At 49.4% G+C, this 13,352-nt stretch carries 16 protein-coding genes; 12 read left to right on the top strand and 4 right to left on the bottom strand.

What is annotated here, in order from left to right:
• Positions 1 to 38: 38 nt before the first annotated feature.
• The 11 genes from BLW68_RS02185 (at position 39) to alr (ending at position 11,112) form a co-directional block, all read left to right on the top strand.
• Entirely contained in the window at positions 39 to 1,334 is a 1,296-nt protein-coding gene (locus BLW68_RS02185) for an adenylosuccinate synthase (protein ID WP_092789703.1), read from the top strand.
• A 95-nt stretch (positions 1,335 to 1,429) separates the two neighbouring features.
• Positions 1,430 to 2,749 carry a S41 family peptidase gene (locus BLW68_RS02190; protein WP_092789706.1) on the top strand — a complete coding sequence of 440 codons (1,320 nt, stop codon included), beginning with the start codon at positions 1,430 to 1,432 and terminating at the stop codon, positions 2,747 to 2,749.
• Between the two features lie 73 nt (positions 2,750 to 2,822).
• Positions 2,823 to 3,443: a tetratricopeptide repeat protein gene (locus BLW68_RS02195; protein WP_092789709.1), complete on the top strand. Its 621-nt coding sequence runs from the start codon at positions 2,823 to 2,825 to the stop codon at positions 3,441 to 3,443.
• A 66-nt stretch (positions 3,444 to 3,509) separates the two neighbouring features.
• Entirely contained in the window at positions 3,510 to 5,849 is a 2,340-nt protein-coding gene (gene rnr / locus BLW68_RS02200) for a ribonuclease R (protein ID WP_092789712.1), read from the top strand.
• A gap of 48 nt (positions 5,850 to 5,897) precedes the next feature.
• Positions 5,898 to 6,629 (top strand): 23S rRNA (guanosine(2251)-2'-O)-methyltransferase RlmB, encoded by a 732-nt coding sequence (gene rlmB / locus BLW68_RS02205; protein WP_092789715.1) that lies wholly within the window; start codon positions 5,898 to 5,900, stop codon positions 6,627 to 6,629.
• A gap of 455 nt (positions 6,630 to 7,084) precedes the next feature.
• Complete coding sequence (gene rpsF / locus BLW68_RS02210; protein ID WP_027672333.1) at positions 7,085 to 7,462, top strand: 30S ribosomal protein S6; 378 nt, start codon at positions 7,085 to 7,087, stop codon at positions 7,460 to 7,462.
• A gap of 10 nt (positions 7,463 to 7,472) precedes the next feature.
• Entirely contained in the window at positions 7,473 to 7,778 is a 306-nt protein-coding gene (gene priB, locus BLW68_RS02215; RefSeq protein ID WP_092789719.1) for a primosomal replication protein N, read from the top strand.
• A gap of 11 nt (positions 7,779 to 7,789) precedes the next feature.
• Entirely contained in the window at positions 7,790 to 8,017 is a 228-nt protein-coding gene (rpsR, locus tag BLW68_RS02220; RefSeq protein WP_068228526.1) for a 30S ribosomal protein S18, read from the top strand.
• 19 nt (positions 8,018 to 8,036) lie between these two features.
• Positions 8,037 to 8,489, top strand: a complete 453-nt coding sequence (gene rplI, locus BLW68_RS02225) for a 50S ribosomal protein L9 (protein ID WP_068228531.1) — start codon at positions 8,037 to 8,039, stop codon at positions 8,487 to 8,489.
• 155 nt (positions 8,490 to 8,644) lie between these two features.
• Complete coding sequence (dnaB, locus tag BLW68_RS02230; RefSeq protein ID WP_092789908.1) at positions 8,645 to 10,027, top strand: replicative DNA helicase; 1,383 nt, start codon at positions 8,645 to 8,647, stop codon at positions 10,025 to 10,027.
• On the top strand, positions 10,027 to 11,112 hold the full coding sequence (gene alr, locus BLW68_RS02235; RefSeq protein ID WP_092789722.1) for an alanine racemase: 1,086 nt from the start codon (positions 10,027 to 10,029) through the stop codon (positions 11,110 to 11,112). The genes dnaB and alr overlap by 1 nt, the downstream gene beginning before the upstream one ends.
• 95 nt (positions 11,113 to 11,207) lie before the next feature.
• On the opposite strand, the gene BLW68_RS02240 is transcribed toward alr, so the two are convergent.
• The 3 genes from BLW68_RS02240 to BLW68_RS02250 all read right to left on the bottom strand — a co-directional run bounded on the left by BLW68_RS02240 (position 11,208) and on the right by BLW68_RS02250 (position 12,518).
• Positions 11,208 to 11,672 (bottom strand): chemotaxis protein CheX, encoded by a 465-nt coding sequence (locus BLW68_RS02240; RefSeq protein WP_092789724.1) that lies wholly within the window; start codon positions 11,670 to 11,672, stop codon positions 11,208 to 11,210.
• Positions 11,673 to 11,770: 98 nt separating this feature from the next.
• Complete coding sequence (locus BLW68_RS02245; RefSeq protein ID WP_092789727.1) at positions 11,771 to 12,211, bottom strand: transcriptional repressor; 441 nt, start codon at positions 12,209 to 12,211, stop codon at positions 11,771 to 11,773.
• Positions 12,212 to 12,305: 94 nt separating this feature from the next.
• On the bottom strand, positions 12,306 to 12,518 hold the full coding sequence (locus tag BLW68_RS02250; protein ID WP_068228545.1) for a hypothetical protein: 213 nt from the start codon (positions 12,516 to 12,518) through the stop codon (positions 12,306 to 12,308).
• 200 nt (positions 12,519 to 12,718) lie between these two features.
• On the opposite strand from BLW68_RS02250, the gene tadA reads away from it, so the two are divergent.
• The gene (gene tadA / locus BLW68_RS02255) at positions 12,719 to 13,204 is read left to right on the top strand and encodes a tRNA adenosine(34) deaminase TadA (RefSeq protein WP_092789730.1); all 486 of its coding nucleotides are present in this window, start codon (positions 12,719 to 12,721) and stop codon (positions 13,202 to 13,204) included.
• Here tadA and BLW68_RS21050 read toward each other — a convergent pair.
• Positions 13,179 to 13,340: a hypothetical protein gene (locus BLW68_RS21050; protein ID WP_177172128.1), complete on the bottom strand. Its 162-nt coding sequence runs from the start codon at positions 13,338 to 13,340 to the stop codon at positions 13,179 to 13,181. The genes tadA and BLW68_RS21050 overlap by 26 nt on opposite strands.
• Between the last annotated feature and the right edge of the window lie 12 nt (positions 13,341 to 13,352).

Consider the following 13,352-nt stretch of genomic DNA (forward strand, 5'->3'; position numbering starts at 1 on the left):
TAGAATCCCCGCCTAATTTTTCCCATGATGTAGGAACCATGGCCAAAAACGTCGTAGTGCTCGGCACCCAATGGGGTGACGAAGGTAAAGGTAAAATCGTCGATTTATTAACAGATAAAGCCAGCTATGTGGTGCGCTATCAAGGCGGCCATAATGCAGGGCATACTTTGGTTATCGACGGTGAGAAAACCGTATTACATTTAATTCCGTCAGGTATTTTACGTGCCAACGTGAAATGCGTTATTGGTAATGGTGTAGTGCTGTCCCCTGAAGCGTTCTTAAAGGAAATGACCATGCTCGAGCAGCGTGGCGTACCGGTAAAAGAGCGTTTACTGTTAAGCGAAGCCTGCCCACTGATTCTGCCGTTCCATGTTGAACTGGATAAAGCGCGTGAACTGGCCCGTGGCGACAAGCCTATCGGTACTACCGGCCGTGGTATTGGCCCGGCATACGAAGACAAAGTTGCCCGCCGTGGCTTACGTGTGGGGGATTTGTTTAACCCGGCGTTGTTTGCTGAAAAGCTGAAAACGCTGATGGATCTGCATAATTTTACTCTTACGCAGTACTATAAAGTACCAGCGGTGGATTATCAGACCACACTGGACAATGCACTGGCTATTGCAGACATTTTAAAGCCGTTGGTAGTAGATGTTACTGATTTGCTGGACAAAGCGCGTAAAGCTGGCCAGGAAATTATGTTTGAAGGTGCTCAGGGTACATTGCTGGATATTGACCACGGTACCTACCCTTATGTTACCTCGTCTAATACCACAGCTGGTGGTGTAGCAACCGGTGCTGGTTTTGGCCCGCGTTATCTGGATTATGTGCTGGGTATTGTTAAAGCTTATACCACCCGTGTTGGATCAGGCCCGTTCCCGACAGAACTGGGCTGTGCAGTAGGTGAGCATTTAGGCGTAAAAGGCCATGAGTTCGGTGCGACTACCGGCCGTAAACGCCGTTGTGGCTGGTTCGATGCCGTTGCCGTTAAGCGTGCAGTGCAATTAAACAGTATCTCTGGCTTTTGCTTAACCAAGCTGGATGTATTAGACGGCCTGGAAACAATACACATCTGTACCGGTTACAAAGATGCGGCAGGGAATGTGACTGATGTTCCGCCTATGGCTGCAGAAGGCTTTGAGCTGGTAACACCGGTATATGAAGAAATGCCGGGCTGGAGCGAAAGCACCTTTGGTGTGCAGCAACTGGAGAACTTACCGCAGGCAGCGCGTAACTATATCAGCCGTTTAGAGCAACTGACCGGCGTGCCTGTTGATATAGTGTCAACCGGCCCTGATCGTGTTCAGACTATTGTACTGCGTCATCCTTTTGCTTAAGGCATCTGTTTGTTAAGTTGTGCCGTATAAAAAACGCTGCCACCTGGCAGCGTTTTTGTTTATGCTGATAAAAAGCAAAACATGGAGTTACGGTTATGCGCATTTTTACCTTGTTAGCAGCGTTAATAACACTTACCGCTTGTGGTGGCGGAGGCAACATAGATACAGACAGCACAGGGCAAACCAGTATTTGCCAGCGTACTGATATTAACTCTCAGGTGTTTTGTGCGTTGCAGCGGGATTATCTGTGGTACCGTGATTTGCCTGCTTCAATTAACCCAGATAGTTACAGTTCGCCCAATCAATTATTGCAGGCTGTCGCAGCACCACAAGATCGCTACAGCTTTATTCTTACCCGGCAAGAATATGAAGATCGCTATATTAACGCTACGTTCTTCGGCTACGGTTTCTCCAGTGTCAGAGCAGATAATGATACGGCGTTGCAAATTGCGTATGTATATGACGACGGTTCAGCGGCGCAAAATGGCCTGCGCCGCGGCGATAAAATAATTGCAATTGAGGGCGTTAGCGTCGCGCAGTGGCTAAGCCGGCTTGATGCAGGCACGGCAACCAATGAGGATATTTACGGCCCGAACGAAACTGGTGTAGTACGTAACTTTGTCTGGCGTAAACCTGATACCTCTGAGCAGGCAGCAAATTTTATTAAAACAGCAGTGACTACCAATACTGTGCTGCACCGCTCTGTCACTACACAAGGCAGTAAACGTATTGGTTATCTGGTGTTTAATACTTTTATTGAATTGTCTGAGACTGAACTGGAAGAAGCGTTTGCCTATTTTGCTACGCAAGGGGTTAATGAGTTGGTGCTGGATGTACGTTACAACGGCGGCGGCCTGATCCGGGTGGCAAACCAACTGAGTACACAGATTGCGCGAAACTTCGTTCAGGGCCAAGTTTTTGTAAAATATCAGTTTAATGACAAGAATACGGCAAAAAATAGTACCACCCTGTTTGCGCTGGGGGCCGGCAGAACGGTTCTGAATCTGCCCAGGGTATTTGTGCTGACAACCCAAAGCAGCTGCTCATCCAGCGAACTGGTGATTAATTCTCTGACACCTTTTGTTGAGGTGGTGCAGATAGGTAGTGCAACTTGTGGTAAGCCGATAGGGCAGCAACCGGATATTATTGGCAACTACGTGTTGTTTGCTATTAACTTTCAAACGGTAAACGCGCTGGATCAAGGTGGGTACTTTGATGGTTTACAGCCTAACTGCCCGGTTACTGACAACATAACCGGAGATTGGGGCGTTGTTACTGATCCTTTGTATGCTGAGGCAGTTAATTATATTGCCAGCGGCAGCTGCAGCGATGTAGCCGTAAGTAGCGCTACAGTGCGTGCTAAGGTAATAAAACCACGGCTTGCAGCTCCGTGGATATTAAATAACGAGCAATAAAGGCGCAGAAGTTGCTTAAAAAAAGCTACTAGAGGCCGATAAAGCCTAAGATAACAATTTTCAGGCGCATATTATGACTAAAATGCTATGGTTGGTGCTGGCTGTTTTGATACTGCAAGCGCCATTAACACAGGCGCAGGAACTTGAAGCCGTGCAGTTATATTCTCAGGACGAACTGTTGGCATTGATCCGTACCAACAGCCATCTTAAGCGTGTACGGGCCGATGATTGTCAGCTGGTGCGTGATATCGAAGCCCGGGCGGATATTATGCAGTTGCCGGCTTATCAGTTTCTGTATGGCGATATGCTGGCCTATGCGGTTTGTGTGCCACGTAATGTAGAACGAGGCTGGGACCTGATGCTGCAAGCCGCAGCGCAAGGCTTACCTGAGGGGTTAGAACAAGTAGGCCGTTATTATCATATTGGCCGCTTTGTGCAGCCCGATACCGATAAAGCTATTATTTATTTGCGTGAAGCCTCGGCACTGGGTAATTTAAAAGCGCAGTTACGTTTGGCACAGCTATTAGTTGACGGCCATGGCAGCCCGGTAGATTTCGAACAAAGCTATCGCTGGTTGCACAATGCGGTAACGGCAGATGCCGGTACACATAAACAAATACAACAGTTGCTTGGCAAGCTAAGCCAAAAAATGCCCGCACGGGTAGTGGCGAATGCCAAACGGCCGGTAAAATGAAGTTCATACTCATAACCCGGTTTAGCTGTTACACTTAACACAATTTAGGAAACAAAAGATAACTTAATGACGGTAAATGATCCGCATCTTGCGCGTGAGCAGGAAAAATACGACAACCCTATCCCCAGCCGTGAATTTATTCTCGAGCATATCGAAAAACGCCAGAGCCCCGCTTATTTTGAAGAATTAGTTGAAGAGCTGGGCTTAACCGATGACGATGCTATATTCGCGCTGAAAAAACGCCTGCGCGCCATGGAGCGCGACGGCCAGTTAATTTATACCAAAAACCGCCGCTATGGCCTGGTCGATAATATGGACCTGGTCAAAGGCACGGTATTGGGCCACCGCGAAGGCTTTGGCTTTTTAAAGCTGGAGCAGGGTGGGCCGGACTGGTTTATTCCCAACTTTGAAATGCAGCGTTTGCTGCATGGCGACATTGTGCTGGCGACAGCGCAAAGCGTAAACAGTAAAGATAAAATTGAAGCCCGCGTAGTGCGGGTATTAGAGCCGCGCGCCGAGCCGATAGTTGGGCGTTACTATAAAGATTTCGCCTTAGGCGTAGTAGTGCCGGATGACCCGCGCATTACCCAGGATATTGTTATCCCCGATGGTGAGCAGGGCGCAGCCCGGCACGGCCAGGTGGTATTGGTAGAAATAACCCAGCGGCCATCAAAGCGGGTTAATGCAGTCGGTAAAGTCACCGAAGTACTGGGCGAGCATATGGCGCCGGGTATGGAAATTGAAATTGCCATTCGTAATCATCAAATACCGCATGTGTTTTCTGATGCGGTATTAAAACAAGTGGCTAAGTACGGCGAAGAAGTGCCAGCAGAGGCCAAGCAAGGCCGTGTCGATTTAACCAAATTAGGTTTGATTACTATTGATGGTGAAGATGCGCGCGACTTTGATGACGCCGTTTACGCTGAAGCCAAAGAAAACGGCGGCTGGCGTTTATGGGTGGCCATTGCTGATGTTAGCGCTTATGTACTGCCGTATACGGTGCTGGATAACACCGCCATAGAACGCGGCAATTCGGTGTACTTCCCCGACCACGTAGTGCCTATGTTGCCGGAAGCGTTATCTAACGGCCTGTGTTCGCTTAACCCGCATACCGACCGCTTATGTTTAGTCGCCGATATGCATATCAGTGCCAGTGGTAAACTCGACAGCTATCAGTTTTATGAAGCGGTAATGCACTCCAGTGCGCGCTTAACTTATAACAAGGTGCATAAGATACTGCAGGGCGACCCTGAGTTACGCCAGCAATATGCCGCTAACCTGACCAATATTGAAACGCTGAACAGCCTGTATAAAAAGCTGGCCAAGGTACGCGGCCAACGCGGTGCTATAGAGTTTGAAACAGTAGAAACCCGCTTTGTATTTAACAGTCATCGCAAAATTGAGCAGATTGTACCGGTGCACCGGGTTGAGTCGCATAAGATCATTGAAGAGTGCATGATCATGGCCAATGTGGCCGCCGCACGCTTTATTGAAAAGCACGAAGCCCATACGCTTTTCCGTGTACACGAACGGCCGGATGCTGACCGCTTTGACAACTTCCGCCGCTTTTTAGCTGAGCTTGGCATAGAAGCGAACTTATCAGCTGAGCCAACACCGCTGGAGTTAACGCAAACGCTGGAAAAAATCGGTGACCGGCCGGATCGTGAGCTGATTGAAACCACGATGCTGCGCTCGATGAAGCAGGCGGTGTATCAGGGTGATAACCAGGGCCACTTTGGTTTAGCGCTGGAAGCTTATGCTCACTTTACCTCGCCCATCCGCCGTTACCCGGATTTAGTGCTGCACCGCGGTATTAAAGCTTTGCTGGCCAAACAAGGCCAAAAGGTGACCGGTGCCCGCGAATACACTGAAGCGGAAATTACGCCACTGGGCGAGCAATGCTCGATGACCGAGCGCCGTGCGGATGATGCCACCCGCGAAGTCGCCGACTGGCTAAAATGCGAATACATGCAGGACCATTTAGGCGCTGAGTTTGACGGTGTAGTGTCTACCGTTACCAGCTTTGGCTTATTTGTGCGCTTAACCGAGCTGTATATCGAAGGCCTGGTGCATGTCACCTCGTTGCAAAACGATTACTACCACTTTGACGCCGAGCGCCACACGCTAAGCGGCGAGCATGGCAAAGTAACCTATCGCATGGGTGATTTGCTAAAAGTGAAGGTGGCTGCGGTTAACCTGGAAGCGCGCAAAATTGATTTAGTTTTAGTAGGCGAGCCCAAGCGTATTGTCAGCAAAGAGCAAATCAAAGCGTCAAAGCAAGGTGCAGCTAAAGGCGGCAAACGCGCTACCGGTAAAGCAGCACCTGCCGCTAAAGGTGCAGAAGCTAAGCCCAAAGGCGCGCGTAATATTACCGCACGTAAAAAGCCACGGCGTAAAGCGAAGTAATAAGGTAAACTGCCGGCCTTTTTTAAGTGTCGGCATTAAGGGTTAACAATGAGCGCAGATCTGGTATTTGGTATTCATGCGGTAGGGGCATTATTACAACGCGCACCGCAGGATGTGCTGGAGTTGTTTGTGATGAAAGATCGCGACGACAAGCGCATGCAGCCGTTAATCCAGCAGGCACGGCAAAACGGTGTGTCGGTGCAGTTTTGTAACCGCAAAACTATGGACGATATGGTCGGTGGCCAGCATCAGGGCATAATTGCCAAAGCCCGGTTACAAAGCAGCGGCAGCGAAGCCGATTTAGCCGCCATTGTTGAGCAGCAGGAAAAGCCGTTTATTCTGATCCTGGATGGTGTAACCGACCCGCACAATTTAGGCGCTATTCTACGCAGCGCCGATGCCGCCGGTGTGCATGCTGTGGTATCGCCAAAAGATCGTTCAGTGAAGCTCACCTCAGTAGTACGTAAAGTAGCCTGTGGCGCTGCTGAAAGCGTGCCTTTTATTACCGTAACCAACTTAGCCCGTACCCTGCGTGAATTACAGGACGCCGGTGTTTGGGTGGTCGGCACGGCCGGTGAAACCGATACCAGTATTTACCAGGCTGATTTTAAAGGCCCGTTGGCACTGGTATTGGGCGCCGAAGGCGAAGGCCTGCGCCGCTTAACCCGCGAAACCTGCGACAGCCTGGTAAAAATTCCGATGTTTGGTACTGTGTCCAGCCTTAACGTATCGGTTGCTGCCGGTATCTGCTTATTTGAAGCCGTGCGCCAACGCCAGTAAACTCCGCCCCCGATTGCTTTTGGGCGATAGCAAAGGTTAGCTGTTTCGATTGCGCAGCCACAGAGTGTCTGAGTGAGCGCGCAAGCAGCGAACGAGTTGCTGTGGCGAGCACAGCGAAATAGCTAGCCTTGCTTTGAAGTCGCCGGTAAAAGTGAGTGTTATGCTCGCCACAATGACACCTCGGGCAATCCTGCCCTCAGTGAGGCGGCTCAGCTAAGCTTACCAAATTCGTTCCCGACGAATTTGTCCGCCGCCTTCGCTTACGCGAAATGGGTTTGTGGCTGCGCTATCACTCGCTTTTACCTGCTTAATCTTTCAAATTGATTGCTTTCTGCTTGTTATTTACCCGCTAAGTCCGTAAAATACGCGACCTTCGGCCATACACCTAACGTTCCTTGCCTCCATGAGAACCCCGGCCGAGTTCCCCCGAGGCTTACTAACCGTAAGGAGCTACAATGCGTCATTACGAAATCGTTTTTATGGTTCACCCTGATCAGAGTGAACAAGTACCTGGCATGATTGAGCGTTACACTGGCGCAATCAAAGAAGCGGGTGGTTCTATTCACCGTCTGGAAGATTGGGGTCGTCGTCAACTGGCTTACCCAATCCAGAAGTTGCATAAAGCTCACTATGTTCTGATGAACGTAGAAGCACCACAAACTGTGATTGATGAGCTGGAAACTAACTTCCGCTACAACGACGCGGTATTACGTAACCTGATTATGCGCACTGACAGTGCCGTAGTTGAGCCATCACCAATGGCAAAAGTACGTGATGAACGTCGTGAGCGTGCTCCTCGCGAACATGAAGAGCAAGTAGCAAACGAAGAGTAAGTTGTTGTTAATGGACAATAGCACCGTACTGGTTGGCAGTATCTGCCGTCAACCGGAGCATAGCGAAAGTCCTGCGGGCATACCGCATACGGTTTTGGTGTTAGAACACCGCAGTAACCAGATGGAAGCCGGCTTAAACCGCCAGGCCTATGTCAGGATACAGGTAGTACTAACCGGAGCCGCACTAACACAACATACCCGACAGTTAACGTTGGGCAACATGGTAAAGGTGACAGGTTTTTTAAACCGCCACCAAAGCCGCAGCGGACAAGCTAAGCTGGTGCTGCATGCGCAACAAATTGAACAAATAAGTTAGGAGACAGGCAAATGTCACGTTTTTTCCGTCGCCGTAAATTCTGCCGTTTTTCTGCAGAAGGCACTGTAGAGATTGATTACAAAGATACCGTTGTTCTGAAAAACTACGTTACAGAAAGCGGTAAGATCGTACCTAGCCGTATTACTGGTACCAGCGCTAAGTATCAGCGCCAACTGGCTCGTGCTATCAAGCGCGCACGCTACCTGGCTCTGCTGCCTTACAGCGACTCACACAGTTAATACAGAAGGGGTATAAGCAATGCAAATTATTCTGTTAGACAAAGTCGCTAACCTTGGTGGTTTAGGTGACAATGTAGCTGTTAAGTCAGGTTATGCTCGTAACTTCTTATTCCCACAGGGTAAAGCAGTTCCGGCTACCAAAGCTAACATCGAGAAATTCGAAGCCCGTCGCGCTGAATTAGAAGCTAAATTAGCTGATGATTTAACTGCTGCGAACGACCGTGCTGCTAAAATTGCTGCGCTGGGTGAAGTGACTATCGCTTCTAAAGCCGGTGACGAAGGCAAGCTGTTCGGTTCAGTTGGCACCCGTGATATCGCTGATGCGATCACTGAAGCTGGCGTTAAAGTATCTAAAGCAGAAGTTAAACTGCCTACAGGTACTTTACGTGAAACTGGCGAGTACGAAATCGACGTACAGTTACACGCTGAAGTTACTGCAACTGTAAAAATTGTAGTAATCGCAGAAGCTTAATAAGCTTTAAAGCGCACTGTATCTGCAGTGCGCTTTTTCCTCTGTTTCCCCCGTTGTTGTTTATCTGATCTGCTAAAAAATATCTGACACTTTGCTTTGTGATCTGCCTGCGGCGGGTTAGCATTATGCTGTTTTCGCCAACTGAAACAGGTGTTATGAGTAGTATCAAAGACAAACAGGTTGCTGCGGTTAAAATGCCGCCCCATTCGATAGAAGCTGAGCAGTCGGTACTTGGCGGCTTAATGCTGGATAACGAGGCCTGGGATCGCGTGGCAGAAAAAGTCGTCGAGCAGGATTTTTACCTGCGCGCGCACCGCTTTATTTTCGCCGCCATGTCGCGCCTGGCAGAAGCCACCCAGCCGATTGATATTATTACCGTATCGGAAAATTTAGAAGCCAATCTGCAACTGGACGATGTCGGCGGTTTTGCTTATTTAGGTGAAATTGCCAAAAATACCCCCAGTGCCGCCAATATACTGGCCTATGCCGAAATCGTGCGTGAGCGTGCCGTGGTGCGCGATATGATTTCCGTGGCGCATGATATTGCTGACGCCGGTTACGACACTCAGGGCCGCACCTCGGCTGAGCTGCTGGACTTTGCCGAAACCAAAGTCTTTAAAATTGCCGAGCAGCGTACCAATGCCAATGAAGGCCCCGAGCCAATTAACAGCATCCTGGCCAAAACCATTGAAAAAATTGACGAGCTGTTCCGCTCGCCGTATGACGGTGTTACCGGGGTGTCTACCGGCTATGTCGATTTAGATAAAATGACCAACGGTATGCAGCCGTCTGATTTGATCATTGTTGCGGCCCGGCCATCGATGGGTAAAACCACCTTTGCGATGAACCTGTGCGAGCATGCTGCCATTACCTCTGACAAGCCGGTGCTGATTTTCAGCTTAGAGATGCCCTCCGAACAAATTATGATGCGTATGCTGGCGTCTTTAGGCCGGATTGACCAAACCAAGGTCCGTACCGGCCAGTTGGAAGATGAAGACTGGGCGCGGCTGTCTTCTGCCATTGAGCTTTTGAACACCAAAGGTAAAATGTATATCGATGATGGCTCGGGGCTAACACCGACCGAAGTGCGCTCACGGGCACGGCGCGTGGCGCGTGAGCATGGTGGCTTAAGCATGATTATGGTCGACTATTTACAGTTAATGACCGTGCCGGGCATGAGCGATAACCGCACGCTGGAAATTGCTGAGATTTCGCGCTCATTAAAAGCCCTGGCAAAAGAGCTGAAAGTACCGGTCGTGGCACTGTCGCAGCTTAACCGGTCATTGGAGCAGCGTGCCGACAAGCGGCCGGTAAACTCCGACTTACGTGAGTCCGGCTCTATTGAGCAGGATGCTGACTTAATTATGTTTATCTACCGCGATGAAGTGTACAACGATGACAGCCCGGATAAAGGCACGGCAGAGGTGATCATCGGTAAACAGCGGAACGGCCCCATTGGCCGGGTGCGGCTAACGTTCCATGGCCGTTACTCGCGCTTTGATAACTACGCCGGCAGTGCACGCTTTGAGGAAGATTAATGCTTAGCCGTCGGCCTCAGGCCACTATAGACTTAGCTGCGCTTGAGCATAACTTCGCGCGGGTAAAGCAGCTGGCGCCAAACAGCAAGGTACTGGCAGTGTTAAAAGCCAATGCCTATGGCCATGGCATGTTGCCGGTAGCTCAGGCGTTAACGCAAGCCGATGCGTTGGGCGTTGCGCGCCTCGATGAAGCCTTAGCACTGCGAGCCGGTGGTATTGCCAGGCCGATAGTGTTGCTGGAAGGCTTTTTCCACCCGGATGAACTGGCGCAAGTGGTTGCCTCTAACCTGCAACTGGTAATACATCATCATGATCAGGCCGAAGCATTGCTGGCGGCGCAATTGGATGCACCGGTGCGGGTGTGGCTAAAAGTCGATTCCGGTATGCACCGGCTGGGTATTTATCCGCACGAATTTAACCAGCTATATCAGCGTTTGTGTCAAAGCAGCAATGTGCAGGGGCCGCTGCGGTTAATGAGCCATTTTGCCAGCTCAGATGAATTGGACAAACCGGCTACCATTAATCAGCTGGCATTGTTTAAGCACATTACGCAAGGCAGTGCCGGTGAACATTCACTTGCTAACTCTGCCGCCGTACTAAACTGGCCGCAAAGCCATGGTGACTGGGTGCGCCCCGGCTTAATGCTGTACGGGGTATCGCCCATGGCTGATGCTGTTGGCACTGATCACGGTTTAAAGCCAGTCATGACCCTCAGCAGCAGCGTTATCGCGGTACGCGAGGTAAACGCTGGCGACGCTGTAGGTTACGGTGGCAGTTGGATAGCCGCGCACAACACCCGTTTAGCGGTGGTGGCGATGGGTTATGGGGATGGCTACCCGCGCGGCGCCGGCAATAATGCCGATGTATTAATTAACGGCAAGCGTTTACCGATTGTTGGCCGGGTGTCGATGGATATGATTACCGTTGATATCGGTAACGAAGCTGTTGCCGTGGGTGACAAAGTGATCCTGTGGGGCAGCGATTTACCGGTAGAGCAACTGGCGCGCTGTGTGGATACTATTCCTTATGAACTGCTGTGTAATATTACCAGCCGCGTACAGTTCAGTTATACCCATCGTACTTAAAGCTGTAACTTCAATTACTTTTGGTATACCCCAACCGAATATCTTAAACAACAACGCCAGCATTAGCTGGCGTTGTGCGGTACAGGGATGGCAGGTTATTTATCAAAGCTGACTTCAATATGCACTTTGCCAAAATCCGAGTCGAATGGCATTAACACCTTTGCGCCTTCAGATTTATGCGAAATAGTGTGGTTTTTACCAGACACTACTACAGGAGTTGCCATGGTAAAGTCATAGCCTTTTTCACCTAAAATACGCTTGGCACCGCCGGTAACCATATTAGTAATTTCACCTACCATATCGGTGACATCTGGCGTGATGCCTTTTGGCCGCTCGCCCAGCATGCGAAACATTATTTCTACCGCTAAGGATTCTTCAAATGTAATAGAGAAGGAGCCTTTGGTTTGCGGGCTCACCATACCTATTAAACCAGACACATCGCCACGGGCAACTTCGTCTTTTTTTATACGGGGTTGTCCGGGGGTAATGGTGGTATTGGCCATAGTGCTTAGCACATTGACTAAAGACGATAAAAACGGATTTATAAATTCAACATTCATGTCAATGCCTATCAGAAAACAGAACTAAAGCGAAAGCTTGTTTAAGATTAGAAACCTTTTTGTAAATGCACAAGCCAGATCCTTGATACAGATAAGTTTTATTGTTTGGCTTTACATATTTTGCACAAACCATGTGCTTCAATGGTCTGGTGTTTGATAACAAACCCCTGAGATACTGCCTGACGGTTAAACTCGTCTTGCAGCAAACTGGAATGTAGCTCAGTGACATTACCACAATGATCACAAATTAACAGCTGTGCCGGATGATGCTGGCCAAAATGATGGCACAACATAAACGCATTGCTCGATTCAATTTTATGAATAAAACCCTGCTCGGTAAGAAACTCTATTGCCCGGTATACCGTAGCGGGTTTTGCACCGGGCTCAGTTTGTTTTAACTGCTCAAGCAGTTCATAGGCGCCAATGCCGCCGTTAAGGCCGGCGAGCAGGCGAAACACTTTTTCGCGGATAGATGTAAAGCGGGCACCATTTTGTTCGCAAATTGTGCGCGCCCGGTTAACCAGAGTTTCCGTCGACATTTTCAGCTCCTGTCAGCAGTTGCTGGCAGTGTACCATAACAAAGCTTAACTGCCACGTACGCCATACAGTGCAACAGGATGAAAATATGGTTGTTTATAACCGGTTAATTTGTTCTTTTAACTGGTAGCTTTTGTCTGTAACAATGCTTTCCAGTGTGGCTATACGTTGCTTCAGTTTTTCTTGCTCGGCTCTGAGTTGATCCAATTCTGCGCTACCCGCTTTGCCTTTATTATCGTGATATACCTTAAAGGCTGATAATCCTATACCGCCAATAATGGCCAGTGCCGCTATTTCGAAAGGTCCCATTGTATGCTCCTGTTATTCTCTGTAATAGTTTAATGGCATTGTGTGCAAATCAGATGCCAACATAATAATATGTATATATATCAGTTGGATGTACTGGTAATCTAATTGATAACAATGGTAAGCACACAAAAGTTTAGCCAATTTCACCATAATATAGTGGTAAACTCCGCCACCAATCTAGCAATTAATTGTAAAGCATTATGACTGATGAAGACTGGATGCGCCGTGCTATCGTGCTGGCAGCTAACGCCGAGCAGCAGGGCGAAGTACCGGTGGGCGCTGTGCTGGTTAAAGACGGTAAAATGATTGCCGAAGGCTGGAACCAGATGATCAGCCTCAATGACCCATCAGCCCATGCTGAGATGCAGGCAATACGCGCAGCATCGGCCGTTATGGCTAACTACCGCCTGCCGGACTGCACCTTGTATGTAACGTTGGAACCATGCAGCATGTGCGCGGGGGTAATGGTGCATAGCCGGATTAAGCGGTTGGTGTTTGGCGCGACAGATTTAAAAACCGGTGCGGCGGGCTCGGTGCTTAATTTAGTGCAACATGGCCGGTTTAATCATCAACTGGAAGTGGTGTCCGGGGTGTTGGCAACAGAATGCGCCACCCAATTATCGGCGTTTTTTCAGCGGCGCAGGCTGGAGCAAAAAGCAGCTAAACAACGTCGGTTGCCTGATTAAAAAAGCTCAGGTAATGGCGTCGGCGCTGATGCAGTTTTGCCACCGCAATATTGCGTTTAATACGGCGCCTGCTGGAGGCAACATCTACCAAACGACGGCGCCGTGCTCTGATTTGAGGTTTTTTGCGTTTTAACATAGCGCACCCTTA

Origin of the sequence: Rheinheimera pacifica (genome assembly GCF_900108485.1) — a bacterium.
Taxonomy (GTDB): Bacteria; Pseudomonadota; Gammaproteobacteria; order Enterobacterales; family Alteromonadaceae; genus Alishewanella; species Alishewanella pacifica.

What these genes read in the sequence shown, in the direction of transcription:
- rlmB (WP_092789715.1), top strand. Translation starts at nt 5,898, where the DNA reads ATGAGCGCAGATCTGGTATTTGGTATTCATGCGGTAGGGGCATTATTA.
- rpsF (WP_027672333.1), top strand. Translation starts at nt 7,085, where the DNA reads ATGCGTCATTACGAAATCGTTTTTATGGTTCACCCTGATCAGAGTGAA.
- tadA (WP_092789730.1), top strand. Translation starts at nt 12,719, where the DNA reads ATGACTGATGAAGACTGGATGCGCCGTGCTATCGTGCTGGCAGCTAAC.
- BLW68_RS02190 (WP_092789706.1), top strand. Translation starts at nt 1,430, where the DNA reads ATGCGCATTTTTACCTTGTTAGCAGCGTTAATAACACTTACCGCTTGT.
- alr (WP_092789722.1), top strand. Translation starts at nt 10,027, where the DNA reads ATGCTTAGCCGTCGGCCTCAGGCCACTATAGACTTAGCTGCGCTTGAG.
- BLW68_RS02240 (WP_092789724.1), bottom strand. Translation starts at nt 11,672, where the DNA reads ATGAATGTTGAATTTATAAATCCGTTTTTATCGTCTTTAGTCAATGTG.
- priB (WP_092789719.1), top strand. Translation starts at nt 7,473, where the DNA reads ATGGACAATAGCACCGTACTGGTTGGCAGTATCTGCCGTCAACCGGAG.
- dnaB (WP_092789908.1), top strand. Translation starts at nt 8,645, where the DNA reads ATGAGTAGTATCAAAGACAAACAGGTTGCTGCGGTTAAAATGCCGCCC.
- BLW68_RS21050 (WP_177172128.1), bottom strand. Translation starts at nt 13,340, where the DNA reads ATGTTAAAACGCAAAAAACCTCAAATCAGAGCACGGCGCCGTCGTTTG.
- rnr (WP_092789712.1), top strand. Translation starts at nt 3,510, where the DNA reads ATGACGGTAAATGATCCGCATCTTGCGCGTGAGCAGGAAAAATACGAC.
- BLW68_RS02185 (WP_092789703.1), top strand. Translation starts at nt 39, where the DNA reads ATGGCCAAAAACGTCGTAGTGCTCGGCACCCAATGGGGTGACGAAGGT.
- rpsR (WP_068228526.1), top strand. Translation starts at nt 7,790, where the DNA reads ATGTCACGTTTTTTCCGTCGCCGTAAATTCTGCCGTTTTTCTGCAGAA.
- BLW68_RS02245 (WP_092789727.1), bottom strand. Translation starts at nt 12,211, where the DNA reads ATGTCGACGGAAACTCTGGTTAACCGGGCGCGCACAATTTGCGAACAA.
- BLW68_RS02250 (WP_068228545.1), bottom strand. Translation starts at nt 12,518, where the DNA reads ATGGGACCTTTCGAAATAGCGGCACTGGCCATTATTGGCGGTATAGGA.
- BLW68_RS02195 (WP_092789709.1), top strand. Translation starts at nt 2,823, where the DNA reads ATGACTAAAATGCTATGGTTGGTGCTGGCTGTTTTGATACTGCAAGCG.
- rplI (WP_068228531.1), top strand. Translation starts at nt 8,037, where the DNA reads ATGCAAATTATTCTGTTAGACAAAGTCGCTAACCTTGGTGGTTTAGGT.